Genomic DNA, 26,263 nt, shown 5'->3' with positions numbered 1-26,263 from the left:
AAAATTAAACAATCCCATTTCAATAATGATCAATTTAAAAACATTGGAAGTATGGTTCATCACCGGAACCCAACACCTTTACGGAGAAGAAACACTAAAACAAGTCGCTGCGCATGCACAGCAGGTGGCCGAATCGCTTGACGGCGCAGAAGCAATCCCTGTACGCGTAGTATATAAACCTATCGTAAAAACTGCAGAGGAGATTTTCGAGACCTTGCAGCAGGCTAATTTGAGTGCCAATTGTATTGGCGTAATCACTTGGATGCATACCTTCTCTCCCGCCAAAATGTGGATCAGAGGACTTAATATCCTTCAAAAACCTTTATTGCATTTACATACCCAATTCAATCGTGACATTCCATGGGATACGATCGACATGGATTTCATGAACCTGAACCAAAGTGCCCATGGCGACCGCGAATTTGGATTTATGGTGACCAGGATGCGCAAAGACCGTAAAGTAGTTGTAGGTCATTGGCAGGACGAAGAGGTTGTCAAAGAAATTGACACCTGGACCCGTGCAGCTGCTGGCTGGCATGATTGGCAAGGCGCTAAATTTGCACGCTTTGGCGACAATATGCGCTATGTAGCCGTAACTGATGGGGATAAAGTAGAGGCTGAGCTGAAGTTTGGATTCGAGGTGAACACCTACGGAATTGGCGATCTTGTAGCCATCATTAACAGCATCCCTGAAGAGGCCATACAAGAATTATTGACTGAGTACGAAGCTACTTATACCATGACTGACGACTTGCTTCGCGGTGGCGAAAGACATTCTTCAGTATACGAAGCTGCTAAAATCGAACTGGGACTGAAAAAGTTCCTGGAAGACGGTGGTTTTAAAGGTTTCAGCGATACCTTTGAAGATCTTCATGGCATGATCCAGCTGCCCGGTATAGCAGCACAACGCTTAATGGCTGCCGGTTACGGATTTGCCGGAGAAGGCGACTGGAAAACTGCCGCCTTGGTACGTGCCTGCAAAGTCATGGGTGCCGGTCTGCCAGGAGCGAATGCCTTTATGGAAGATTATACCTATCACTTTGATCCGGCCAATTCAATGGTACTGGGTTCACACATGCTGGAAGTAGATGCTTCACTGGCCAATGGAAAACCAAGACTTGAAGTGCATCCGCTTGGCATCGGTGGCAAGGCTGATCCGGCAAGGCTGATTTTCAGTGTAGCGGGTGGAAACGCACTGAATGCTTCCATCATCGATATGGGCAATCGCTTCCGTTTACTGGTCAATGAAGTAGAAGCAGTTGAGCCGGAACATGAATTGCCAAAACTTCCTGTAGCGCAGGTATTATGGAAACCACTTCCAGATATGAAAACCGGATGTGCAGCCTGGATTTACGCAGGTGGTGCACACCATACCGCTTACAGCCAGAACCTCAGTACCGCCCATTTATTGGATTTTGCCAACATCGCAGGAATAGAATATGTGAATATCGGAGCAGATACAAAGATCAATCAGTTCAGAAATGAACTTCAGTGGAACGAAATCTTTTATAAATAACAAAAATGTGCCGGATAAAATTTATTTTACCGGCACAAAAATTTATTTTACTTAAAACTACCAAATAAACCACTATGAACAATAGTTTAGTAACTACAGATTATGTAGTTTTCATCATCTATTTCCTGGTCGTCTCTGGTTACGGATATTACATCTACCGGCAACGAAAAAGAGATGAGCATGATGCCAAAGCATTTTTTCTGGCCGAAGGTACCTTAACCTGGTGGGCCATTGGCGCTTCCTTAATTGCGTCTAACATTTCTGCCGAGCAGTTTATTGGCATGAGCGGAGAAGGGTTTTTCCTGGGTATTGCAGTAGCAGCCTATGAATGGATCGCGGCAATTGCGCTGATCATTGTAGCTGTCTGGTTCATCCCAGTCTACCTCAAGAACAAGATCTATACGATGCCTCAGTTCCTGAAAACCAGATATAATGAGTCTGTAGCACTGATCATGGCTGTTTTTTGGTTGTTCTTATATGTTTTTGTCAACCTGACCTCGATACTCTATCTGGGTGCTGTTGCCATCAACGGGCTTACTGGTGGCGATTATCTGCATGTAATCATGATCGGATTGGCTGTATTTGCCCTCATCATTTCTTTGGGTGGTATGAAAGTAGTCGCTTATACTGACGTGATACAGGTAGCAGTATTGATCTTCGGAGGTCTGGTCACCACTTATATTGCCTTGACAGTAGTTGGGGAGAAATTTGGGGTTGGGGCAAATGCCATTGCAGGTTTTAATGTTTTGATGGAACAAGCACCGGAACACTTCAAAATGATCATTCCAAAACCTACTGCAGAATCTACACAGAACGAGATCAGCAAATACCTGACCTTCCCGGGTATGGCATCTTACGTAGCAGGTATCTGGATCATAAACCTGAATTACTGGGGATGTAACCAGTACATCACTCAACGCGCGCTGGGTGCTGATCTGCATACTGCCAGAACCGGTATCCTGTTTGCAGGCTTCCTGAAACTGATGATGCCTTTAATTGTAATGCTTCCGGGTATTGCTGCTTTTGTACTGTATAAAGGCGGACACTTACCTCAATTGATCGGCGGTAAAGACGGGGCCTACTCGGCAATGTTGACCTTCCTGCCAACGGGGCTGAAAGGTCTTTCTGTAGCAGCACTTACCGCAGCCATCGTGGCTTCCCTGGCGGGTAAAGTAAACAGTATCTCGACGATCTTTACATTGGATGTATATGCCAAATATTTCACTAAAGGTACCGAAGAGAAAAATCTCGTCCTGGTCGGTAGAGCTACGGTATTTGTAGGGATGATCCTGGCTGTACTCTTCACCTGGGATGATCTTTTGGGTATCGGCGGAGAAGGTGGTTTCACCTTTATTCAGAAGTATACCGGCTTCATTAGCCCTGGTGTATTTGCCATGTTTATCCTGGGTATGTTCTGGAAAAGAACTACTGGCAGTGCCGCAATTGTCGGCGTACTGGCAGGTTTCCTTTTGTCTGTATTCTTCAACGAAATGGCACCGGGTTTATTGGGCAACGATACCCTGCTGTATACCGCCTATCCAAATGGAAAAGGTGGCTTCGAAATTCCATTCCATATCTGCATGGGACTTTCGTTCTTCTTTACCATGGCCATCATGATTGCCATGAGTTTGGCTGGACCAAAAGTGAATCCTAAAGCTTTCGAACTCGACAAATCAATGTTCAAAGTCGCACCATCTACTATGGCGCTGATTGTGGTTACACTACTCATCATCGCGGCATTGTATGTGAAGTTCTGGTAAGAGAGATACTTCGGTATTAAAATCACTCAAGTCATTTAGACTGCCCCCAAAAAGTTAGACACTATTTGGGGGCTTTTTCTTTTAAAACAGCAGCACAGACGGGTTAAGATATAGCTTTATTGCGTTAACATATGACTACACCAGAGCTTATAAATACAGTAAATTAGCTATAAACCAAATAGATAACAATCATTCTTAACCCTAAATCAATTTTCATGAAAACCAATTCAATCCTCTCAAAATTGGCCGGCTTCAGTTTGCTGGCCCTGACCTTCTGTGTTTCCAGCTGTCGAAAAGACACCGTAGCAAGCAAAGATTCAAGCACTACAATCGACACCCTCTCCAAAAGAGAAAGAACAAGTGCAATACCACCTACTGAAGTACCACAAACTGTAGGCAATGGCACTTTTTACATCGTAAACCGCAAAAGTGGAAAAACGCTGGATGTGGCTGGATTTTCCTCATCCGACGGAGCAAATGTTGCACAGTATGGTGGTACCGGCGGTACCAATCAACGATGGACGCTAACTCAACTCAGTGGCGGCTATTATTCTGTAATCGGTGTACACAGTACCAAAGGACTGCAGGTCGACCAGGCCGGAACCGCCGACGGTGCTAACGTAAACATTTCCACCTACACAGGAGCAAACCATCAGCAATGGCAATTTACCTCTCTGGGTAATGGATACTACCGTATTACCAACAGAAACAGTGGCAAAGATCTTGATGTAGCGGGACAATCTATTAACGACAATGCCAACGTGGCCCAATGGGGCTATTGGGCTGGAGAAAACCAACAGTGGTCCTTGCTCACGGTTAATGCCGGCGGACAACTCACATGGACGCTCACCAGTACCGGGCTGCCTGCTGATGTGCAGACACGCATCACCAATGCCATGAATGATGCCTGCGCGCGCTACAATGCTGGTGCAAATTGGCCAGCAAGAACGCTCACCGTAGAATACAATACAGGTGTTGCAACAGCAGATGCGACTTCCGGAGGACACATTCGCTTTGGTCCTAGTGCAAGTTACCAGAATACGCGTACAGCGATGCATGAAATCGGCCACACCTGGGGCGTTGGACAAACCGGGGGCTGGTATTCCAATACCTCTACTGGAGATTTTCTGGGCACCAATACCGTTAACCTGATCAAAATCTTTGATGGTAGTGCCGGAGCTGTACATGCTGGCGGTGGACATTTTTGGCCTTATGGTTTAAACTACGATAACGAATGGTCTGAAGCTAACGCCTTCAGGCATGTGAAATTGGTATATACTATGCGTGCCGACGGCATATAGTGTACTTTCCCACCTGAAGTTCCAAGAGGGGGTTCAGGTGGGAATTCCTAAGAAAGCCAGGCTATTCAACCTTAATTTTTCTTTTGAAAAATCCGAGGTTGCCGTTCATATCACTCCCCTCTACTACCACAGTATAAGTTCCCGCGACATCTGTCGTGTAGAAGAAAAACGAAGCCTTTCCTTCAGCATCAGTCAGTATATTGGGATTCCAATAAACAGTAGGCCTGAGATCAGGTGCTTCTGTTTCTGCTTTCTGTCTATGGTATTTAGGTACGTAAAATTCCTTCAAAGGCAAAGAGAAAGGTAAGGATCGATACAAATACATTCCTCTTGCGGGCTTGGCAAAAGGTCCTTTTTTAGCTCTGGTAGTGATCTCTATGTAGCTTGGCCCTCCCTCAACATAACTGATCAAATGACTGTTCTCCTGATGCCTGAAGTTATACCTGGAGGTATATTTCATGTTGACAGCAACTTCCAGTCCGGTTATGTTTTCTATGCTATATCCCTGAAGCTCATTTCTCAGGTCAATGAAACTCAGGTTTTGACCGAATTCTAAATCCATTCCATCAAAAATAAACTTCAGTGGTTGTGTATTTATCCTGGCACCATTGGCCGTAAGCATAAAACCTTTGATCCGTTTTTCCAACACTTCCAGCAAAGTAACCCGTCCTTCCTTCTTAAGGTCGGCCTCATTCAGTACCTGATCTGCTTGGCCCGGACCATTAAGATTATCGGAATTATTCACCGTTTTTATGGCATTGATGTTTACCTCCTTTAGCATCGTTCCATCCAATTTCTGCTGGAAGGATTTTAACCTGGTCAATTCCTCATTTGGAACAAGCACCTGTTCAATGATTGGCTTTGGCTGGATATTTTTTATCTTAAAATCAGGGAACTGGGGTTCATCTATTTCAATATTCAGGTCAAAAGACTTATCCCTGGCATTGGAGGTTCTGATCTGAAACACCGGATACTCAAAAGGCGGAAGATTTTTAAAAATAAAGTACCCTCTTTCATCTGTCACTGTATCCTTTAAAAAAATAGGTTTCGTACCCAATAATGCAACCTTCTTACTGGACTTTGCCCCAAAGGCCCCAACTACCCGACCCTGAATCTCAAAAAAACGTTCTGCCTTGAACTTCATCTCCCGATTTGTAAACAGACCTTTCCAGTCAAAAGCAGTCCATCCCTGCGTAAGCAACAATACATCCAATCCTCCTGCTGCCTCAGCATGATTTTCCATATAGTAGGCAGCGTCTTCTATATCTCCCTTCACACCAGACCTCAATAGTATTTCCGTCAATATATTTCCATTGACCAGATTGTCGGCCACTTGGTTGTCATCTGTAACAGACATTGAAAAACTACCGACTATCGGGTTGCTTTGCGCATCTTTAACATTGATCGACAAACCGATACTATCACGTTTTCCATAAGTGTCTTTATCTGTCGCCACCTGCAAATTCAGGAAATCATGGTGATTGATAAATACCAGACGATCATTAAGGGGCACATATGCTTCATTTAAAAGACTGATGTGCAAGATGCCCGTAGGAAATTTTTTCTTACTGATCTGAATCATTTGCTCAGTATCCTTACTTAAATCGACATCTACGGCATATGTCCCGGCCCTGCAAGCCATGATCAGGTAGAAATGATTTGCTTTAAGGGATTCTGATCTGCGAACGAAAATACTCAGCTTGCTGCTATCGGGATGATTGTCTACATTCAGCACAGTACCGGAAGCACTGACTTCCGGAAAACTGTAGTTCGCATTTGTAGCACCGGCCAGGGCGACACTTGCTTTGTACTTTTCGCCGGCCTGTGCTTTAAATTTAAAGTTTGCCATTCCCCGTTCAGATGTCTGGAAGTCGGCTACAGATTCACCTTTACCGTTTAAAATCTTTCCTTTAAGGCTTATCCCTCTTCCCTCAGGCGACAGTACCTTACACCCAATGGTAGTCTCCACACCCGCCACCAGATAGCCTCCCTCCGGCATAAATTGAAGATCATAATTTTGCTGCGCTGATGCTGAACCGGCAACTTTTCTGTCCTTAGCACTTGTTGTTGAACTTGAGTTCCGGACCAGCGCAGTCGATGCATCTGCATTTTTGTCTGGCTTCACTTTAAAAACCTTGCTAAAGATAGCCCGGTCATCGAAATTCAGCATCCAATTGGTATATGCCTTTAAAGTATATTGGCCAGCGGAAAATCCAGCATCGCTCAGGGGAAGATACCCCCAGCCCAGACCCGCGACCAGCGGAACCAGGAAGCGCTTCACTACTGCATGCTCAGCATTCAATACATCAACATGAAGAATCCCACTTTTACCCGGGCTGGTCAAGCTGTTGGCGTCAAAGACATAGGCCTTATACCAAAGCGTATCGGAAGCCCCGTAAACTGTTTTATCAAACTGCACATACACGCTTTCTAAAGAATCGGTATTCTGTCGCGTACTCAAAGCCGATACGAGTTTCTTAATGCTTTCTGAAGAACCTCCTGATTGCGCAAAGGAAGATATGGATGCTGAAGAGATAAGGAACAGGAGCAGTAAGCACCGGCCAGTCAGGTTTAGTCGTGTGAGTTTCATAGCGTTTTTTAAAAATAAGTAAAATACTTTGTTAAGCTCCTTCTTACTAGCAGATTATTAATTCATTGCTACAATTTGTTAATTTACACACAGCATCGGTTCCCCTTTAGTTCTACATTTACCACTCATTATTTCCTTAACACAGATGAAATACTTCTTTACAGCATTAATCAGCACCATTGCGTTTTCTGCTTCAGCCCAACAAAGCTATCAACCTGGAAAGGATGAGCTGATTGCAGCCTACAAGCGCTCCGCGATGATGGATACCAGCGTTGCAAAATCAGTCGCACGGGCTACCGTAAAAGCCAACTGGGCTCCTGACGGCAAGTCGTTCTGGTATAAAGTAAATACACCAGGCGGTGAAAATGAAACGATAAGCGTCGACCCGACTTCCAGAAAAAAAAGTGTTGTAAAAGACCCCTCCACTTTAGCCGCATCCATACCTGAACGCAGTACTGAACGCAATCCCCGTCAACGAAATTTCGAGCGTAGCAATGAATCTCCCGACAAAAAATATACGGCAATCGTCAAAGATGGCAACATCTTCATCAAATCAATAAGTGATCAAAAAGAAACACAACTGACCACTGATGGTACTCCAGCGAAACCCTACGCAAGAATGACCTGGTCGCCAGACAGCAAAACATTGGTCGGCTATAAAACCGACCCTAAAGAGACTGAAAAAGTGTACTATCTTCTGAGTTCAGTTCCGGGTACTACCCGGGCGGAACTCAAATCCAACAACTACATGCAGCCAGGAGAGGATTTCACCAGTTTTGAAATGTTTGTATTTGACATTGCGAACAAAACCAATAAAAAAGTAGCAACTGAAAAGATAGATTTCTTTGGTCCGCCTCAACTGCACTGGAGAAAAGGCGACAATAACTACTTTACCTTTGAAAGAAGAGACCGCGGGCATCAACGCTTCCGTGTCATTGAAGTCAACACCAAAACCGCTCAGACCAAAGACATCATCGACGAAAAGACAAATACCTTCATTTATGAGCAGCGCATCTTTACCCAATATCTAGCCGATACTCATGAACTGATCTGGGCTACAGAAAAAGATGGTTACAGACATCTTTATTTAGTCGATGAGATCACAGGGAAAGAAAAAGCAATCACAAAGGGCAATTGGGTGGTTCGGAACATCGACAGCGTAGATGTAAAGAAAAGGGAGATTTGGTTCAGGGCAAGCGGCATGAACCCTGAGGAAGATCCCTATAATATACATTACTACCGCATTGGCTTTGACGGCAAAAAACTACAGCACCTGAGCCCAGCGATCGGCAACCACAGCATCGCCTACTCACCTGACAAAAAATACTTTCTAGACACCTATTCGCAAGTCAATGTAGCACCAGTAACTACTTTACATACTACTGCTGATGGCAAAAAACTGATGGACATCGAAAAAGCAGACCTCAGCGACTTCCATAAAAAAGGCATTCGATTGCCCGAGGTGTTTGTAGCCAAAGCACGCGACGGAAAAACCGACATCTGGGGCATCATGATGCGGCCTTCAAATATGGACAGCACAAAAACTTACCCCGTTATAGAATACATTTATGCAGGTCCACAGGATTCTTTTGTACCTAAAACCTTCCTGCCATATAGCGAAATGCAAAGCCTTGCTGAACTGGGTTTCATCGTCGTACAATGCGACGGAATGGGAACTGCCAACAGATCCAAAGCTTTCCATGACGTCTGCTGGAAAAACCTCGGCGATGCTGGTTTTGAAGACCGGATCCTATGGATCAAAGCACTGGCAAAAAAACACAGCTATCTGGATATTAGCAAGGTTGGCATCTATGGGACCTCTGCTGGCGGACAAAACGCAGGCGGAGCTGTGCTCTTTCATCCGGAATTTTATACCTCGGCAGTAGCGGCCTGCGGTTGTCACGACAACCGTGTAGATAAACAATGGTGGAATGAGCAATGGATGGGTTATCCTGTAGGTCCTCATTACGAAGCACAATCCAACATTACCAATGCAGCGAAGCTAAAAGGGAATCTAATGCTACTTGTCGGTGAAGCAGATACCAATGTACCTCCAGAATCGACTTATCGTTTTGCCGATGCACTGATCAAGGCCAACAAGACTTTTGAACTGATTGTAGTTCCTGGTCTTGGTCATAGCGATGGCGGTCCTTTCGGTAAAGCCAAGAAAAGAGATTTCTTTGTAAAAACATTGCTCGGTGTTGATCCTCCGAACAGAAATGCAGGAGAATTATAAAATAAAAGGCGGGCTCATAAAAAAGCCCGCCTTTATTATAAATTCCCTAATTGGCGGCAACGCCTCCCCTTATATACATCGGTGTAGGGACTGTAGTAACGATCTTTACTAAATCAAACTTCTGATCTTCATAATAAGGCAATGTCTCAGAGGTATGAACCTTAATGTTACGAACAAGATGTTCCCCCAATAAAAGCAATGGATCAGTAACCAATTTTTCGTTTACGAAGAATAAAGGATGCTCCAGTTTCCTTTTTATATGCTTACTCGCGATTTCCGCCATTGACAAAAACTTATAATTCAAGTCTTTTTTCAACTTGACATATATTTTTTCTTGTTCGCCACCTTTCTCCACATCAAAAGATTGAATGTCGTCAGGCTTTATGAAATCAAGTGTTTGTTGGGAAATCCGCTGACCATCTAAGTATATCACAGTCGATTTTACAGCCTGACTATCGGTAATCACTACCGAAACAGAATCAAGCTTCGTTTGTGCCCGCAAATGGCTAGTCGCAATTGCAAGAATCAGTAAGAAATAGTGTTGCTTTTTCATGTTGATTTATTTATTCATTTTTATGGATCCAATGCATACATCCCCCTCAGGTATTCCCCTCAACCACTGATTTAAGTTTCTTCTTCAATTTTGCAGCTTCTTTTTTAGACAACACCACTGCATTAAACACAACTGGACTCAGCGGCACGTCATTTTTATCTGTAGCTACAGAGTTGATCGCTTCTGCAACCTCCAAACCTTGCACGATCTCCCCAAACAAAGTGTAATCACCATCCAGATGAGGTACACCTCCGAGCGTTTTATAAATTTCCCTATGTTCCATAGGTATCTTCCTACCCGTTCTTTTTTCCACACGATCCAATAATGAATCCGTCCATTTCTTCCCAATCACAAAGTAAATCTGATTGAAATAGGATGCCTTCTCGGGATTATCGTCCCGACCGGCTCCAAAAGTACCACGCTTATGAATCAAATGTGGCTTGATCTCGGCCGGAAACCTGGGAGCACCCAATTCAGGATGACGCTTTTCGCGATTCAGAATGCTATCGTCCAATTCACCTCCCTGATTCACAAAGTCTTTAATCACCCTATTGAATTCCGCTTGCTTATAAGTACCTTTCTTGATTTGCTTCAGGAACATCGCCTTATGTCTCGGTATTTCATCGTACAACATCACCACGATATTGCCTTGTTTAGTCTCAAAACGGACATAAGTCGACTGCGCATACAGGCCAAAGGTCAGGAGCACAAACAAAAATGTAAAGGATATTCTTCTCATAAACGAAATTTAAACTGGTAGTTGATAAATATAGGCTAAAACAGACGTTTCAGTAGCAGAAAGTACCTTAGATTTAAAGGCCATCCAATTCCCAACATCCCTTAAAGCGCCTTTCAATTCATAGTGCTCATCGCGGCCCCAAGTGAAGGCCGGATAATATTTACTGCCCAACCCTGCACCAAAGACATTGCAACAGGTACCAATCACTGTCCCCGTATTGATGGCACTGTTGATCGCTATCCTCGAATGGTCGCCCATAATTAAGCCACATTTCAATCCGGCACTCACTTGTTCGCCCGTCGCCTCATCTCTCATCATTACAGCACTCGCAGTGTTCTTAATGTTGCTATTGGAAGCACCACCTCCAATATTACACCATTCACCAATTACTGAGTCGCCCAGGTAACCATCATGTGCCTTATTCGCATAGCCCTGTAGTATCACATTTTTAATCTCCCCCCCTGCGGTGCAGGAAGGGCCTATAGTGGTAGCTCCGTAAATCTTCGCTCCCATCTTGATCACAGCCTTTTCCGCAGCTGCAAATGGCCCACGGATAATTGCGCCATCCATAACCAAAGTTCCAGGACCGATATACACCGGCCCTTCTGAAGCGTTGATGATACAGTGCTCCAATACAGCCCCCTCTTCGATAAATACCTGTCCCGGATTGATCAACGTGCAGCCTTCGGGAGCTGGTTGAGATTGCTTTCCAGAAGTCACAAGCTCAAAATCAGACCTGATCAGCTCGGCATTCCATTGAAATAATTGCCATGGATACTTGATCACTTTCAATCCATCTGTAAAAGGTATGGCACTGAAAGCCGGCCAGTCAACTAAGTTACAAGTCAAAAAGCCATTCGCGGCAATGACTACACCTTCATACATCAATACCTCTTGCTGCTTTAAGCCTTTGATAGCTACAACCAAAGCAGGAGTCGGTATTACAGCCGCATTGATGCAAAGATGCTCGCCTTCTGTAAGTGGAGCATATAGGGGCTTCAAATAATCTACTGTGCTGACCAGCATTTCTTTGTCCAACAATAGTCCCCATCTCTCCTTGATCGTCAATAGACCCATGCGAAGATCCGCAATAGCTTTTAACTGATTTAAAGGATGTAAGCTTTCTCTGGAAGCTGGATCAAAAAGGATTGTAGACATCGGCTTGTTTTTCTGCAAAATAACAACATTGCCCATGATTTCAAATGAAGACCTTATAAATCTGAGAAAAAATCGCGTACTTTAATGAAACCATTTATCAATCAGGCATGCAAAAAACGCTTTCATTAGTCGGCATTCGCTTCATATTTCTGCTTTGCGTATTATTCATATTTTGCTTCAACAACGGCGGACTCCCCTTTCTTTACTACCTGACGAAATTTACCACCCCCTGGCTACAAAGCTTTGTGCCTTGGTTCGCAGATAAGTTCCTCAAACTCCCCTACACCATTACTGAATTTAGCAATGGCAGTGGAGATACCACTTATGATTATGTACTGCTTCTATTCGTTGTGCTTACATCCATAGCAGGCACGCTAATCTGGTCCATATTCGATAGAAAACGCAAAAGCCATGATCAACTTTTCTACTGGCTCACGGTAGTCATTCGCTTTTATGTGGGCTTTATGCTCATTCATTATGGCGTAGCCAAACTGAACGATGGGCAATTTCCAGCTCCGGGCATGGGACGCCTCACAGGAACTTATGGCGATTCATCACCTATGGGATTGGCATGGACATTCCTAGGATATTCCGAAGGTTATAAATGGTTTATGTTCTTTGCTGAGATGATGGGAGTACTGCTTTTATTTAGAAAGACAGCCACACTTGGAGCACTTTTGTGCCTCATGACCTCCGCGAACATTATGGCTGTCAATTATTGCTTTGATGTTCCCGTAAAGATTCTGAGCACGGCTTTGGTTACCCTGTGCATCATATTTTTGATCCCGAACTTTATCAGATTGTTTGATTTGTTCTTCAAAAACAAAGCGGTTTCATTTTACGAATGGAAAGCCCCTCATTTCCCAAAGAGATGGATGCGCATTACCAAGTTAGCTCTCAAATATGCCGCCATTGCACTTTATGCAGGTGTCCCCCTGGTAATGGCCCTCAATAAAGCATGGTTTCAAAAAAAAGAAAGCCCATCCCCTCTTTACGGCGCCTACGATATATCATGGCTCAGATGGGATCAGGAAATTGCGCCAACCGATGGAACATTCTATCATCAAAAATGGAAATTCATCGCCTTCGACGATTATGACTACGGTTTCATCAGTTACCACGACGGTGAAAAAGTCTGGTTCAGCTACAAAACCGATACAATAAAAAAAACCGTCAAGATCTCATTTGTGGAAGACAAGGAACGCCATTATCAACTAAGCTATCAGCTTTACTCAGATAAAGGTCTCAGACTAAAAGGTAAACTATTCGGTCGACCAGTGATGATCGAAACAGAGAAAAAAAGATTCGAACTGATGGATCGAGGCTTTAGATGGATCAATGAGCGACCGCATAATCAATAGTGCGGGTCAGCATGATTTTTACTACCTTTGATAGTATCATATGATACTATCATATGACCTACAACAAGCCTCCATACCAGCTAAATACTCAGATAATATCCTTACTAACAAATGTTTCCGAGCAAATTGGCGCAGTAAACACCCTGCATTTGAATGTTCCAAAAACAGAATTAAGAAAGGCCAATAGGATTAAAACGATACAATCTACGCTTTACCAGAAAAGATTATTTTCAACATTTCAAATCGTTATCTACCGCAACTGCAAGTAGAGATTTAAAAGTCGCGACGGATGTTGGAATACTTCAGAAATCTGGTAGTAAGAATGCCACAAAGTATTACTTTAGTACCTATAAATAACAAATCCTTAACTCCCTCCTAATAGGCTTGGGCTCCAAATGGCATTCTTTCGGACTGGAGCCTGAATTACGAAATACTTCAGCTATAATAGGCTTATATTTTCCTTATACTTGGATAAGCTAACAATAAGGCAACTATAACCCAGGTATAAACCAACTATAAGCCAACCCGGTCTGCAATCGTTAATATACGGGTTTCCAATGCGTCAATATTATAACGATGAGACAAACCTGTATACTATCGATACAGAAGCGTTTCTTTTAACATACAAATTTAAAATACAAGAAAATAAAAGCGGATCAAACAAACAAAGCTTACCATTGTTTTTTATTAAAAAAATTAAATAATGGGAAGAAGTAAAAACGGGCCTTTTGGCCCACACAACGGAAAAATAGGCAGGCTAGTCTATTATCAACTTAATGGTCAAGAGGTCAATCGCTCCATCGGTATTAACAACGCGGAACCGACAGTCCCGCAACTAAGGAACAGGCTCAGGATTAAATTGACCACTGCGCTGCTAAAAGATTTGCTGGAGTTTCTTCAAGTAGGCTTTAGTGTAGAATGTTTAGGGACGACCTCACATGCCTACAACATGGCCGTTAAAAACAATGGTAAGCAGGTCATAAGCGGTGATTTTCCAGATTTAAAGATCGACTACAAAAATGTATGTGTGAGCAAAGGCGAATCACTTCCCGCAGTAGAACCGAAAATCGAATTGCTGGAAACAGGTTTGAAGTTCAGCTGGAAGAGCGACCCAAAAATGGCATGGCCAGATGCGACAGATCAAGTGATGATGCTTGCTTATTTTCCGGAAACACAGGAAAGCATTTTTACACTGTATGGTCAATGTAGATCTGTTGGCTCAGACACTTTGGCAATCCCGGTAGAAATGCAATCGCAGTATATGGAAACATACATTAGCTTCATTGCCGCCGATCGCAAAAAAGTATCCAACAGCACTTACATGGGCAGTTTCAACCAATCAACTATCTAAATTATGGGAATTTTAAATTCAGGAATTAATGGGCCAATGCGCAACAAAGCAGGTGCAGTGGTCGGCAGAATGTCGCGAGGCCAAAATATTGTATCCGGCCTGCCAAGGACCAGTGACAAACCAGGTACGGAACCGCAGCTTCTTGCCCGTGAGCAACTTATACTATTATCGCAGTTTTTAAACAGCATTAGCAACTTGGTCAACCCCGGTTTCAAGCAATACCGCAAGAAAGGATCTGCCTTAAATGCAGCTTACGCTTACAATTTTGAACAAGCTTTTGTATTCGAAGAGGACAAGGTGATCCTAAATTACCCGGCAATTGTGTACAGTCGCGGACATGTAAAAGGGGCACTGGTGCCTTCGGTAACTTTGGAAGAGGGCATGGCGATATTTAAGTGGCAGGAGCAACAGGAGTCCAACTTTTGCAGGTTCAGTGACCAGGCTAGTTTTCTGTTAGTAGCGGCAGATACAGGCAAGGCAGCGATATTCCAGAATGTAACACGGCGTGATGCATGTGGTTTTACGGTAGCTTTGCCTGCTAAGCTAAAAAATACCGCCCTGCACGCGTACATGAACTTTTCCTCTGCAGATGGAAAACTAGTGGGCAACAGCAGATATGTAGGACCGTACTAAACGCTACAAAATGGTAAATCAGGAACATTTGCATCATGCATAGGAAAGAAAAAAAGGAAGCACCCAGGGATGCTTCCTTTAAATGCAATTCGCTGACTAGCTATTGGGGAATATACGCTCCAGTTCTTTCTCTACATCGGCATCCTGTCCGCTATAGACCAAAATCTTACCCTTTTTATCTAGCAATACATAGAACGGAATGAAACGGGTTTGATAGATCTCGCCTACTTTAGAAGGCTTGAATTTGTCAGGAAACTCATCACACACCTGTAGCCAGGGCATTTGCTCCTGGGCCATCGCTTTCTTCCAGGCTTCCTGATTCTGATCGCCAGACAAACTCAGGATCTCAAATCCTTTGTCTTTATACTTCGCATAAACTTCTTTCAAATGCGGAATGGCTTTGCGACACGGCACACACCAACTGGCCCAGAAGTCAATCAAAACATATTTACCTCGCAGATCTGAAAGCTTCAACGGCTTCCCATCAGGCTGCAATAAACTAAAGTCGGGGGCTACATTACCTGGCAATAGTTTTTTCTTACTGTCCAAATCTTTGGCCATTTGCAGGTACTCCTTTGTGGTTTTGGCTTTGCCGCTAAACTTTGTCATGATGGCATCTTGCTGAGCCATTGTGGTTTGATAATCAAATTTTAAGAATTCGCTCAAAAAATACGGTCCTGATGGCGAAGATGGATTTTTGGAAGCATATGTAGAGATCCATTCCAACCGATCTTTACGGTTCAATTTGCCTATGGAGTCGTTTAAAGCTTTGTCGGCGGGCTTGATCTGTGCGAAAGCCGAACCGCATAGGCTTAATAAGAAGATCATTACAAATAAATTATATTTCAGTTTCATAGCTGTTTAGTTTTTTGAATAACCTGGGTTTTGTTCGCCAAAAATAGGGTTGTATAAAAATTCGTCTTTAGGTATTGGCAGGATGTATTGCGCCTGGGTAGTGACATTAGGCTTTACAGATTTCACTGTATCAAACGGAAGCCTCAATAAAGCCAGCCACTCCATGCCGTCTTCAGCAATGAGACTTTTTACCGTTTCATTATAAATCTGGATCAATAAACTCGCAGGTGTAGCAGCAGCTTCTACTGCCAGGTAACTATTGTTATTTTGGGTTGCTGTAATGCCAGCTTTAGCCTGTATTTCATGTATCACCGCTTTTGCATCATTTAAACTGCCCCCGGAACGTACAATTGCTTCTGCTTTGAGCAGATACACCTCAGTAAGCCTTAAGGCATAATAGCTTTCGGTAAGCGCAGAAGAAGTGCCTCCCTCCTTCATATACTTTGTGAAATAGTAATAGCCTGCCTTAGGTCTGGCATTGCCAATGATCCATGCTTTGCGTGGGTCGTTGGCATACATCGTATTCAATGGTGCTTTTGCCACGTACAGGGAAGATGCTCCAGGAAAATATTGTGCACTTCTGCTGTAGGTTTCCTTTTCCTGATTGGCTTGAGGTTTTACACCCAAAATCACTTCCTTACTGGCCAATCCGTTTTTATGGAATACATCTTCTGCAACAGCTTCCAACTTATATGGGCTATTTTGGATCAATGCATTGGCCAATGAGATAATTTCAGGATAGTCGGTAGCTGCAGCTCTGCACATCAATACACGCATTTTCAAAGCCATTCCTGCCCACTTGGTTGCATAGTGTGCAGGTGCTGTGGCCGGGCCATTTGCAATCACTTCATCCAGCTCGGACAAAATATATGCATAGCTTTCCGCTACTGTACTTCTCTTCTTGGGAATATTACTCAGCGTAGAAAGTTCATCTCTTAATAAAACTCCCATCTCACTCTCTGGTTTGTACCACTCTGAGTAGTAGCTGAGCAATTTAAAATGTGCATAAGCGCGCAGAAATTTGGCCTCAGCTAGTATTTCATTTTTTCTATTGCCATTGAATTGAGCATTTGAGAGTGCATTTACTCCCCTAATCACACCATTTGTGGCATTTAGCAAAACATAGCCTTCCGTCCAGTAATTGATGTTGGCTCGGTCATTGCGATTTTCCTCTTCTGGCAGGATACTGGAATACATTCCAATATATCCGGCGAACATAGCAGGTTTCAGTTCATGCTCCTGCCAGGAGGTTTTGCTTACTGTAGCGTTGGCAAAACGATAATAAGCACCATTCAGTGCGATTTGTGCAGTACCTGCATCGAGTATGGTATTGGCATCTACTTTGGCATTTTTTGGTAATGCACCTAATTCTTCTTTGCAGGAATATAGTGTAGCTGCCAGCAGTACCAAGGCCACGTATTTATATACTGTTTTCATTTGTATCACAATTAAAATCCAAAACGGAAACCAAAACTAAACTGTCTGACGGTAGGGTAACCACCAGAATCACTGTAACCTCCAATCAGGCTATAAGGATCATTGCTCACCTCTGGATCTGCTCCAGGATAGTTCGTGATCGTAAATAGGTTGGTGGTAGATATGTATACTGAAGCGGTATTCATCTTCAGCTTCTTCATCATTGCAGGAGACAACTGATAGTTCAAGGTCAACGATTTCAATCTGATGAAAGATGCATCATAGACATTGTTGCTGGCAGCATATTGTTGATTGTTGCCCTCCCCCAAAATCAACCTTGGACGTTCTGTATTCTGATGTTCCGGTGTCCAGCGTTCCAAAATCCTTACACCTTTATTAGTCCTGGCCCCTGCATCGGCATTCTGGATATCGGCCAGGTAAAAGATATCGCCACCCGATGAGAAGGTAGCCAAGGCAGTCAAGCTGATGTTTTTGTAAGTGAAGGTATTCGTATAACCTCCATAATACTTCGGTTCTGCACGGCCTACGATATCCGCCTTATTGAATTGAGTGGCCGGATCTAAAACGTAGCGCGCATCACCTATACCGAGGTACGGATAAAAACCAAACTGCGCATATAGATTTTTGCTTTTGTAATCAGCTACTTCCTCAGCGGTACGCAAGAGACCGTCGAACTGATAGCCATAAAGTAAGCCTAGTGGCTGACCAACTTGCAATGCCGTATTGCCATAGCGGTAAACTTTCGGATTGGACGGATCGGAGAAGTCGTTGGACAGCGAAAGGACTTTCGACCTGTTGCCGGAGATATTTAAAGTACCTGACCACACGAATCCCTTGCCCCTTATAATATCCCCATGCAGCGAAAGCTCTAAACCCCGGTTCCTGATATCCGCTATGTTTGCCGTAACGCCTGTGAAACCCGAACTGCGTGCAACTGTAGCCGGGAACAGCACGCCTTTTGTCGATTTTTCATAGTAACCGAAACCTCCACTGAGCCTCGATTTAAAGAAGGCAAAGTCTATCCCTGCATCTTTTTGACGGGTAGATTCCCAGCGAATTTTATCATTGCCAAGCTGAGTAGGAGCCAATCCATTGAGGCCGGCATACGACACCGGCGAGTAAAGGGTATAAAATAGATTATCACCAATGTTCTGCGTTCCTGTAGAACCTGCACTTGCCCTTAGTTTAATTTCATCTATCCATTTCAGCTCTTTCAGAAAATTTTCCTGAGAGATGCGCCAGGCTACACCTCCCGACGGAAAAACGCCCACACGATTGTTTTCTGGAAATTTGGATGAGGCGTCTGAACGGCCGGTAAAGGTAAAGAGGTATTTATCGTACAAAGCATAATTGGCCCTCATATAAAAACTCAGGAGTGAGTTCTGCGCAGAGGTGCCGGTAGAAGGTAGGGTCAAGGCGGCAGAAGATAGGTTGTTCAGGTATACATCATCCGGAAAACCTTGTCCGGCCGCAGAAAACTGACTACTCCTCGTGAGCTGCCATGAAGTACCGGCCAGTACATTGATCCTGTGGTTTTCGTTAAATTCTTTGTCCCAAGTTAGTTGGTTCTCATAGAAAGTATTCACAGCTTGGGATTGTGCTTGTGTAGCTACACCATTTTTAGAACCTGTAGGATACCCTCCTGCACCGGAGACCTGTGCGGTACTGGGCACATAATTAGTTTGCCTATAGTTATTGAAGTTTACAGATACTGTAGACCTAAACTTCAAGCTTTTCAAGATGTCGTACTCGGCAGCCAAGGAGCCGATAAGACTCACGTTATTGGATTTATTCACTCCTTTGAGCAACATCAGGGGATTTTGAAATCCTTCAAATCCATAAGTACCATTGTTGCTTGGATCTATGATTTTTACACTGCCATCGGGGTTATATGCCTCTACTGTAGGTGGCGCAAAGATGGCCTGCGAATACATGCCATTGGTGATGTTATTGGTGCTGAAACCATAATCTAAATTCGTATTGATTCGAAATTTGCTATTGATCTCATTATCAAGGCTCACTTTACCGGCGATTCTATTGTAATCTGTTCCTCTTACCGTTCCATTGTTTTTATTGTAAGCCAATGAGGTATAGTATCTTGATCCGGTTCCCCCGCCCCTTACGGACAGGTCTGCATTCTGCGTAATACCTGTTCTCAGCACAAGGTCCAGCCAATCGGTATCTGCTGTTCCGAGGAAATTGGGATCATTCAAGATGCTCGTTGCCGTAGCATCCGGCGCTAATGCCGGACTAAGCGCTGCCCTGGCATTGTTGAGGTTCTGCGCAGCCTCTTTCATGATCATGATGTATTGATCCCTATCCAGCAATTTTTCTTTGATGGCCTTGCTGATGCCGCTGTAGTAATTGGCTTCAAAAACAGGCTTTTGATTACGTGTACCCTTTTTAGTGGTGATGATCACGACGCCATTTGCAGCTCTGGACCCATAGATCGCTGTTGCGGAGGCATCTTTCAGGATGTCTATGGTTTCGATATCATTGATGTTGAGTCCACCAAGACTATTCAAGCCCCTGGCAAATGACCCAGCGATGGTCTGACTGGCATTGTCGCCACCATAACTCTCTACCGGACTCACTATCTCCGCAGCGCTCTGCAGATACCTGTTTTGCACCTGCATCTGCACACCATCAATGATGTATAGGGGATCATTTCCGCCCAACAAAGAAGTTCCTCCCCTGATTCTGATCTTTGCCACGCCACCCGGTGAACCATCGGCCTGCACCACCTGCACACCGGCGGCTTTACCGCTCAGAGCCTGGTCTATAGTGGCAAAGGGCACGTCCTTCACTTCAGCGATATTGATGGAAGCTACGGAACCTGTCAGGTCTTTCCTCCGCGTACTTCCATAGCCCACCACCACAAGGTCATTGAGCTTGTTAACTTCAGGGTCCAACAAAATCACCATATTCTGACTCGCCATTATTTCCCTGCTCTGATAGCCCACATAAGTAATGATCAATACGGTTTTAAGCTCGGGTACTGAAATGTTGAACCGTCCGTCGACACCGGATTTTACGGTCGTATTCGTCCCTTTGATTTTGATATTAGCAGAACTGATTGGATTGCCCTGCTCGTCCAGCACACGACCATCGATCCGGATATCGGCAAAATAGTCCGTTACACGGTCCAGGAAGGAGCTCTCCTTCATAGATACCACTACAGATTTTTTTACGATGGTGTACTCCAGGGGCTGGCCTTCAAAGAGTTTTCCCAATACGTCATTCAGCTCCATTGCATTGACATTGATGGTCACTGGATTGGCGGTCTTCAGGATGCTGGTCGTGCATAGAAAATCATATCCGCTCTGCAGACGGATCTTGTCGAAGATCTTCTGGATCGGTGCATTTCTTTCCGCAAGTGTAATCTTCTGCGCAAAAGAACTGGCGGCAACGTGCAAGGTCGCGACAACCAATAGCAGGGTAGTCAACTTCATAATCAGCAGAAATTTAGCCATGCGGCCATAAAGCCGCATCACCTTGTTAAGGTAAAAATTGTACATTTGTTTAGCGTGGTTAATACGTCAGCCTTTACATTTTGCAGATGGGACAGGCTTTCGCGGTTCGTTGATAATTAATTGAAGATTATTGAGGCAATCCATGTCAGAGTTATCCCGGTTCCGAGGCCGGGGTAACTTCTTTTCAGGGATTACCGGATGGAGTAAAATTACTGCATAACGGTCACCCTCCTTCCTTCAACTTTAAAATGAACAGTCTTTGTTTTTTCGAGCATTTTCAGCACATCATTGATCGTGGTAAACCGGGAAATGGTTCCATTGAAACCCTCTGCCGTAAGCCCAGTTTCATAAATCACCTCTATATCATACCAGCGGGCCAGTCTTTGCATGACCTCTTTGATTTTCAAATCATTAAAACGGAAGTAGCCGTTTTTCCAGGCGATTGCTTCCTCTGTATCAGCGGGTGTAACGCGCATTCCTTTCGCATCTAAACTCGACTGCTGGCCCGGCCGAAGCAGCACCTCCTGCGCAGCAGCTGAAGTAATTTTTACTGAGCCTTCCAGCAGCGTAGTGGTCACGCCGGAATCTTCCGGGTAACCGCTCACGTTAAAATGTGTGCCCAATACGATCAGTTCCTGAGCTTCTGTCTTCAACAGGAAAGGATGCGCCTTATCTTTAGCCACTTCGAAATAAGCTTCTCCCTGTAGACTGACCCTCCGGGAGCTTCCTTTAAACACTGATGGAAAACTCAGAACTGTAGCAGCATTCATCCAGACCCGCGTTCCATCAGGCAAGGTAATGATATAGGTCTCTCCCTTGGCTGTAGTTGCGATAAGCTCGGTTCCTTCTGGCTTCGCTCCAATTTCGGAAACTGCAGTACCATCGTCGTAGCGCAGGGCCGCGGGGCCTACTACTACTCCGCTCTTTGCTCCGTTCAGCTCAATGACCTTTCCATTTGCCAGCTTTAATGTAGCGCCCTGATGCCCTGGCCTGACATCATTAACATACACCGAACGCGAAGCACCTTGATGTAAAAAGTAGGAAATTCCGATCCCCAGGATCAGAAAAAGCGCAATTGCAGCAGCATATTTCGGCCATAGGCTCCGGCGTACCGGCATGGCCTGCGCATGTACAGGCATCTGTTTCCAGGCTGCCGCCATCAGCATTTCCATACGTTCGGTATTTGCTTCCATGGCTTCCGGCTTCCACTGTAAATACCAGTTTTCAAGCCGGTTGAGTTCCTCCTCTGTACATGTACCCGCTTCGAACTTCTTTATTAAATCTTGTATATCTAATTCCTGCATTCCGATAAATTGCTATTGCCCTATACGATATAGACAAACAACCAAGGTGCAGGGGTGAGATGAAAATCAAATTAATTCATCAGACAGTATAAATAGATCAAAATACCCAGCTTGACCCGCAGGATCTTCAGGGCATTCTTGATTTGCGATTTTACGGTTTCCTCAGAAATCCCTAACCGTTCTGCGATTTCTTTATGGCTCAAACCTTCCTTCCTGCTGAGCTCAAACACCACGCGCATTTTTATCGGCAGCTCTGCAATCTCCTGTTCAATGATCTGTGCCAGCTGTCGTTCACGCGCAAGGTGGTCTGTCAGGCATTCTCCTTCATCCCAGAATTGTGGAAGAGAATCTATGTATTTGGAAGCCAGTTTCTGCCTTGCGATATAATTCAGGACACCGTTACGCGTAGCCGTGTAGAGATAATGCGAAAGATTGTTCCGGGGTTGCAGCGCATCTCTTCTGAGCCATAGACTAGCAAAGAGTTCCTGAACCACATCTCTGGCTTCATCTTCATCGCGTAGGCGGCGAAGCGCATGCAGGTACAATACCCTGAAAAAGCGGTTATAGATTTCCGTAAAGGCATTCCGGTCCCCGGACTGTAAAAAAGTCATGAGTTCCTGATCTGTATAGCCGCTGTAAGCAGTCATGATGCACTAATTAACTACACCCTGTTGTGATCCGGCAACCAGTTCTGTATGGCTTTCTTGATTTCATCCGGACTTAAGCCTTCTTTCAAAGCCCTTTGCAATAAAGCTGGGAGCTCCTCATCAGGCGCAAAACGCAATGCGGCAATCTGGCTAAAACTCAACCGCTCTTCCAACAGTTCCAGCCGCTCAGCAGTCAGCACATGGTACCTCAAACGCATCTCCAACACCACAATCCGGTTTTGCAGTGTCAGTGCATAGTGCTGGCGCAGCATATAAGACAACCATCCGACCAGGAAAAGGATCACTGCCATAAAAATCCAGAGGAAATGATTGGCCCGATCTACAAAAGACCAATACACCGCAAACGCGATCAGAATCAGCAATATCGGATAAAATATGAAATGATGTGGGGTGTAAAATCTGAGGTGGTTTTTATAGTTCTGCATGTGAAAGACTCTCCAGCGGTAAGATTACGGCAAATTTCTGAATATTGCCAATTTAAAGTAATCCAGATCAACAGGAAAATATTTTTCAAATAATTCTTGACAATACCAGATGTTGCCGTATATTTGTCCTCGAGAGCGTTAATTTAGAACGGGAGCAGCCAGCCTTGGTTGTTCCCGTTTTTCTTTTAACAGCCATTTCAAATCAGACAGGGCTAGCGCCTCTTCCAAATAAATCCATCCAAAACATAATGTGTACTTTGTGGCAAGGCAAGTAAAGGGATCAGCATCGTAAGTATATTTACATCATGCACTTGTGGCAGAGATGAAAAAAAGGAAAACACGCTGGCATGTTCTTTCCATACCAAACCATCCCAAAGTCCCTCTTCAAGATAGGCTAACAGCAGAATCACCAATATAAAAAACACAAGGCCATACTTTCCAAACGCAAGTCTGGACATCAGATTCCGGTGGCGGATCAGCTGCTGATGCTCGTTCCTCTCAAAAAACCAGATCAGTGCCATATATGGAATACCATGCGAAATCACGTTCAGCGTGGTAAAAGCCATATCACCATTGAAATAGATGATCCCAAAATACCAAGACAAAAAAGTACCAATGATCAGGAGGTTTCTGGGAATATTGATCTGCCGATTTTGGATTGCCAAATTCAATTCCTTCAGAACATACACAAAAATCACGATAAGATATAGATAGAGGGAAATTGTAGCCAAAGCTTTAGAAGGAAAATAAACAAAATCATCTGCCATAAACCAATTAAAGTTTCTGACCTCACCAAAATGCCAGTACAGCATTGGATATAATGTCGCGGTATAAATAGTGACAGCATCGATTAAACGGGATAGTTTTCCATTATTTTCCGTTCTCGAGTACAGACGCATAAAACCATACTGCTGTCTGATAAAATGGAAGACGGCAAGATAGGCAAGTACCCTCCAGAACAGAAAGCTGTCCAGATGATACAACAGAACTCCAAAAAAATAGCAGAATAATGGTACAGAGACCAACAAAGCATGTTGTTTTTGCAGTGTTTCCGCTTTGAAATATGTTCGGTAGAGTGTGGAATAGACATGTGCAACGTCAATAAAGACAACCAGCACTACCCAGTATTCAACCGGCATTGCCGAACTGACTTTAAACTGATCGGGAAAAAAGGAAACAAGCACCAACGAGAGAAAAGGCATCGATAAAATGAGCAGACCATCTGATAGTGCAGAGTTTAGCCAGGGCTGACCAGACCTTATCGTATGTGTTTTCATCGCTCAGCCTCCAATAAAGATTTTGCCGCACTTAGCCCCTGATGAAACCCTTCCTCGAACAAAGAGATCCCAGCCAGATCTGTGTGGGCGAAAAAGACCTTGCCTTCCGCCGCTGCCTGCGCTTTTTTCCTATCCGCGCCCCAGATATAACCTACAGAAGGTGTGATCATCCCGTGGCCCCAAACCCAAATGTCGATTTCGAGGATCGATGGGGTAATTCCCGGATGCATATACTCCAATTCCGGTATGATGATCTCCAACCATTGCGCATCATTTCTGGCATAAGCGGCCAGTCTGGAAATTCTGGGCTGCGCATCGCAGAGCGGCAGGTAAAATGTAATGACCTTGGATTGCTGATTGCCGCCAACATTCTGGTGGCCAGCGTAAACATATCCGACAGATGGTCTCCCATAAGGCACATTGTCCCAGGACAAAGTTTGTAAGCCGGGGATAGAGCTACCGTTTAAAGTAATATTTGCTACCAACCAGGGCGCATAACTGAGCCGGTCATAGTCCAATGAATTCCTTTTGATATTTTTCAGGATCTTCTTATTTACAAACTGCGGACAGGCCATAATTACTTTCTGCGCAACAATGGTATACGTTTCATTCCTGAGCAGATCCACAACGGTCACCTCGACGTTCTGCTTGTTGGCGACGACAGCGCTGACCATTGTTGAGGTCTTGATGTGCATTTTCAAATCGCTTTTCAGCTTTTTGACCAGGAAGCCGTTCCCTTCGGGCCAGGTCAGTACCGCGCCGGATTCTGCATTGGCCGCTTTGCCTTTATGACCAGCAAAATAATTTAAGCCCGCCCAGGCGGAAACACCTGAGAGTTCCTGTCCGTAATCATCCTTACAGCAATAGTTCAGATACCAAAGCAGATAAGCCGAACTGAAACCTTCCTTTGTCAGGTAATCTTTAAACGAAATGCTGTCGAGCCGCCTATAGCGTTCATCTTCAGAGGAAGAATCGAGAGGTATGTTAAAAGCATATTTGCCATCTCCACCTTTTGCATACTTGAGTTCATTACTGAGTTTAAAGAAACGTTCAATCTGTTCTTCGTCACTTTTTGAAATCCCGAACTTAGGGATTAAACCCTCCTGCCACTGACCACTGATCAAAAGGCGTTCTTCAGGATCAAAGCACAGGTAAAACTCATTATAAAAAGGAAGTCCATTTTCAAAATGTGTGATGACCCCACTTTCCTGCAGAAAATCAATCAACAACTGGTCTTCATTATTGGCTATGGTGATGTAGTGGGCCCCTAAAGGATAGGACGAAACCTGGTTTGTCTTGCTATGGGAGTTTCCTCCGGCATGCCCCTCAAGCTCCAGGATCTCAAAATCTTCTTTTCCGTGTTTCTTCAACCACCTGCCGGCGGAAAGCCCGGAGATTCCCGCACCAATAATCAGCGTATCCAGCGTTCTGACGTAGGCCGGTGCAGCAACCGGTATTTGATCCCTGAGCATGTGTCCCGCCTTTTCATCTGGACCGTTGAGGGAAACTTTAATGTGTTTGTATTTTTCACTTTTGCCTACCATTTTTCTGACACAGCCATTCAGAAAGATACCCCCCATTACCAGGACAGAACGCAGCAGAAAACTTTTTCTATTCAATTCCATA

General features: G+C 44.3%; 19 protein-coding genes. 7 read left to right on the top strand and 12 right to left on the bottom strand.

The genetic code is table 11. From position 1 onward, the window contains the following. Nucleotides 1-25 precede the first annotated feature (25 nt). The 3 genes from araA to WAE59_RS09435 all read left to right on the top strand — a co-directional run bounded on the left by araA (nt 26) and on the right by WAE59_RS09435 (nt 4,577). Nucleotides 26-1,516: an L-arabinose isomerase gene (araA, locus tag WAE59_RS09445; RefSeq protein WP_337855703.1), complete on the top strand. Its 1,491-nt coding sequence runs from the start codon at nt 26-28 to the stop codon at nt 1,514-1,516. Nucleotides 1,517-1,590: 74 nt separating this feature from the next. Beyond that, nucleotides 1,591-3,276, top strand: a complete 1,686-nt coding sequence (locus WAE59_RS09440; RefSeq protein WP_337855702.1) for a sodium/sugar symporter — start codon at nt 1,591-1,593, stop codon at nt 3,274-3,276. Between the two features lie 215 nt (nt 3,277-3,491). Further along, nucleotides 3,492-4,577 carry an RICIN domain-containing protein gene (locus WAE59_RS09435; protein ID WP_337855701.1) on the top strand — a complete coding sequence of 362 codons (1,086 nt, stop codon included), beginning with the start codon at nt 3,492-3,494 and terminating at the stop codon, nt 4,575-4,577. A gap of 61 nt (nt 4,578-4,638) precedes the next feature. Here WAE59_RS09435 and WAE59_RS09430 read toward each other — a convergent pair whose 3' ends face one another. Continuing rightward, nucleotides 4,639-7,167 (bottom strand): hypothetical protein, encoded by a 2,529-nt coding sequence (locus tag WAE59_RS09430; RefSeq protein WP_337855700.1) that lies wholly within the window; start codon nt 7,165-7,167, stop codon nt 4,639-4,641. Nucleotides 7,168-7,312: 145 nt separating this feature from the next. Here WAE59_RS09430 and WAE59_RS09425 point away from each other — a divergent pair, with 145 nt between their 5' ends. Next, nucleotides 7,313-9,403, top strand: coding sequence for a S9 family peptidase (locus WAE59_RS09425; RefSeq protein ID WP_337855699.1), 2,091 nt, complete (start codon nt 7,313-7,315; stop codon nt 9,401-9,403). A gap of 46 nt (nt 9,404-9,449) precedes the next feature. Here WAE59_RS09425 and WAE59_RS09420 read toward each other — a convergent pair whose 3' ends face one another. The 3 genes from WAE59_RS09420 to WAE59_RS09410 are packed head-to-tail and all read right to left on the bottom strand — an operon-like array spanning nt 9,450 to nt 11,853. After that, a complete protein-coding gene (locus tag WAE59_RS09420) occupies nt 9,450-9,956 on the bottom strand; it encodes a hypothetical protein (protein WP_337855698.1) in 507 nt (168 codons plus the stop codon). A gap of 46 nt (nt 9,957-10,002) precedes the next feature. Continuing rightward, entirely contained in the window at nt 10,003-10,695 is a 693-nt protein-coding gene (locus WAE59_RS09415; protein WP_337855697.1) for a peptidylprolyl isomerase, read from the bottom strand. A 9-nt stretch (nt 10,696-10,704) separates the two neighbouring features. Further along, entirely contained in the window at nt 10,705-11,853 is a 1,149-nt protein-coding gene (locus WAE59_RS09410) for a putative sugar nucleotidyl transferase (protein WP_337855696.1), read from the bottom strand. 107 nt (nt 11,854-11,960) lie between these two features. On the opposite strand from WAE59_RS09410, the gene WAE59_RS09405 reads away from it, so the two are divergent. The 3 genes from WAE59_RS09405 to WAE59_RS09395 all read left to right on the top strand — a co-directional run bounded on the left by WAE59_RS09405 (nt 11,961) and on the right by WAE59_RS09395 (nt 15,198). Next, complete coding sequence (locus WAE59_RS09405) at nt 11,961-13,214, top strand: hypothetical protein (RefSeq protein ID WP_337855695.1); 1,254 nt, start codon at nt 11,961-11,963, stop codon at nt 13,212-13,214. A 703-nt stretch (nt 13,215-13,917) separates the two neighbouring features. Then, nucleotides 13,918-14,565 carry a DUF6266 family protein gene (locus tag WAE59_RS09400; protein ID WP_337855694.1) on the top strand — a complete coding sequence of 216 codons (648 nt, stop codon included), beginning with the start codon at nt 13,918-13,920 and terminating at the stop codon, nt 14,563-14,565. 3 nt (nt 14,566-14,568) lie between these two features. After that, nucleotides 14,569-15,198: a DUF6266 family protein gene (locus tag WAE59_RS09395; RefSeq protein ID WP_337855693.1), complete on the top strand. Its 630-nt coding sequence runs from the start codon at nt 14,569-14,571 to the stop codon at nt 15,196-15,198. A gap of 96 nt (nt 15,199-15,294) precedes the next feature. Here the strand turns inward: WAE59_RS09395 and WAE59_RS09390 are convergent, their stop codons facing one another. The 8 genes from WAE59_RS09390 to WAE59_RS09355 form a co-directional block, all read right to left on the bottom strand. Then, nucleotides 15,295-16,053 (bottom strand): TlpA family protein disulfide reductase, encoded by a 759-nt coding sequence (locus tag WAE59_RS09390; protein WP_337855692.1) that lies wholly within the window; start codon nt 16,051-16,053, stop codon nt 15,295-15,297. A gap of 6 nt (nt 16,054-16,059) precedes the next feature. Further along, nucleotides 16,060-17,490 (bottom strand): RagB/SusD family nutrient uptake outer membrane protein, encoded by a 1,431-nt coding sequence (locus tag WAE59_RS09385; RefSeq protein WP_337855691.1) that lies wholly within the window; start codon nt 17,488-17,490, stop codon nt 16,060-16,062. A gap of 11 nt (nt 17,491-17,501) precedes the next feature. Further along, nucleotides 17,502-21,008, bottom strand: coding sequence for a SusC/RagA family TonB-linked outer membrane protein (locus WAE59_RS09380; RefSeq protein WP_337855690.1), 3,507 nt, complete (start codon nt 21,006-21,008; stop codon nt 17,502-17,504). 164 nt (nt 21,009-21,172) lie between these two features. Continuing rightward, nucleotides 21,173-22,267, bottom strand: a complete 1,095-nt coding sequence (locus WAE59_RS09375; protein WP_337855689.1) for a FecR family protein — start codon at nt 22,265-22,267, stop codon at nt 21,173-21,175. A gap of 71 nt (nt 22,268-22,338) precedes the next feature. Then, on the bottom strand, nt 22,339-22,914 hold the full coding sequence (locus tag WAE59_RS09370; protein WP_337855688.1) for an RNA polymerase sigma factor: 576 nt from the start codon (nt 22,912-22,914) through the stop codon (nt 22,339-22,341). Between the two features lie 14 nt (nt 22,915-22,928). After that, complete coding sequence (locus tag WAE59_RS09365; protein WP_337855687.1) at nt 22,929-23,360, bottom strand: DUF6526 family protein; 432 nt, start codon at nt 23,358-23,360, stop codon at nt 22,929-22,931. A gap of 212 nt (nt 23,361-23,572) precedes the next feature. Next, on the bottom strand, nt 23,573-24,637 hold the full coding sequence (locus tag WAE59_RS09360) for a hypothetical protein (protein WP_337855686.1): 1,065 nt from the start codon (nt 24,635-24,637) through the stop codon (nt 23,573-23,575). Then, nucleotides 24,634-26,262, bottom strand: coding sequence for an NAD(P)-binding protein (locus WAE59_RS09355; protein WP_337855685.1), 1,629 nt, complete (start codon nt 26,260-26,262; stop codon nt 24,634-24,636). Before WAE59_RS09355 ends, WAE59_RS09360 begins: the two co-directional genes overlap by 4 nt. Between the last annotated feature and the right edge of the window lies 1 nt (nt 26,263).

It is taken from the genome of Pedobacter sp. GR22-6 (genome assembly GCF_037402555.1).
Taxonomy (GTDB): Bacteria; Bacteroidota; Bacteroidia; order Sphingobacteriales; family Sphingobacteriaceae; genus Pedobacter.
Note: the sequence above shows the minus strand (reverse complement) of the source record. Positions and strands in the feature narration are given on the sequence as shown.

What these genes read in the sequence shown, in the direction of transcription:
- WAE59_RS09355 (WP_337855685.1), bottom strand. Translation starts at nt 26,262, where the DNA reads ATGGAATTGAATAGAAAAAGTTTTCTGCTGCGTTCTGTCCTGGTAATG.
- WAE59_RS09400 (WP_337855694.1), top strand. Translation starts at nt 13,918, where the DNA reads ATGGGAAGAAGTAAAAACGGGCCTTTTGGCCCACACAACGGAAAAATA.
- WAE59_RS09420 (WP_337855698.1), bottom strand. Translation starts at nt 9,956, where the DNA reads ATGAAAAAGCAACACTATTTCTTACTGATTCTTGCAATTGCGACTAGC.
- WAE59_RS09365 (WP_337855687.1), bottom strand. Translation starts at nt 23,360, where the DNA reads ATGCAGAACTATAAAAACCACCTCAGATTTTACACCCCACATCATTTC.
- WAE59_RS09375 (WP_337855689.1), bottom strand. Translation starts at nt 22,267, where the DNA reads ATGCAGGAATTAGATATACAAGATTTAATAAAGAAGTTCGAAGCGGGT.
- WAE59_RS09370 (WP_337855688.1), bottom strand. Translation starts at nt 22,914, where the DNA reads ATGACTGCTTACAGCGGCTATACAGATCAGGAACTCATGACTTTTTTA.
- WAE59_RS09395 (WP_337855693.1), top strand. Translation starts at nt 14,569, where the DNA reads ATGGGAATTTTAAATTCAGGAATTAATGGGCCAATGCGCAACAAAGCA.
- WAE59_RS09435 (WP_337855701.1), top strand. Translation starts at nt 3,492, where the DNA reads ATGAAAACCAATTCAATCCTCTCAAAATTGGCCGGCTTCAGTTTGCTG.
- WAE59_RS09430 (WP_337855700.1), bottom strand. Translation starts at nt 7,167, where the DNA reads ATGAAACTCACACGACTAAACCTGACTGGCCGGTGCTTACTGCTCCTG.
- WAE59_RS09410 (WP_337855696.1), bottom strand. Translation starts at nt 11,853, where the DNA reads ATGTCTACAATCCTTTTTGATCCAGCTTCCAGAGAAAGCTTACATCCT.
- WAE59_RS09440 (WP_337855702.1), top strand. Translation starts at nt 1,591, where the DNA reads ATGAACAATAGTTTAGTAACTACAGATTATGTAGTTTTCATCATCTAT.
- WAE59_RS09380 (WP_337855690.1), bottom strand. Translation starts at nt 21,008, where the DNA reads ATGTACAATTTTTACCTTAACAAGGTGATGCGGCTTTATGGCCGCATG.
- WAE59_RS09385 (WP_337855691.1), bottom strand. Translation starts at nt 17,490, where the DNA reads ATGAAAACAGTATATAAATACGTGGCCTTGGTACTGCTGGCAGCTACA.
- WAE59_RS09425 (WP_337855699.1), top strand. Translation starts at nt 7,313, where the DNA reads ATGAAATACTTCTTTACAGCATTAATCAGCACCATTGCGTTTTCTGCT.
- WAE59_RS09405 (WP_337855695.1), top strand. Translation starts at nt 11,961, where the DNA reads ATGCAAAAAACGCTTTCATTAGTCGGCATTCGCTTCATATTTCTGCTT.
- araA (WP_337855703.1), top strand. Translation starts at nt 26, where the DNA reads ATGATCAATTTAAAAACATTGGAAGTATGGTTCATCACCGGAACCCAA.
- WAE59_RS09415 (WP_337855697.1), bottom strand. Translation starts at nt 10,695, where the DNA reads ATGAGAAGAATATCCTTTACATTTTTGTTTGTGCTCCTGACCTTTGGC.
- WAE59_RS09360 (WP_337855686.1), bottom strand. Translation starts at nt 24,637, where the DNA reads ATGAAAACACATACGATAAGGTCTGGTCAGCCCTGGCTAAACTCTGCA.
- WAE59_RS09390 (WP_337855692.1), bottom strand. Translation starts at nt 16,053, where the DNA reads ATGAAACTGAAATATAATTTATTTGTAATGATCTTCTTATTAAGCCTA.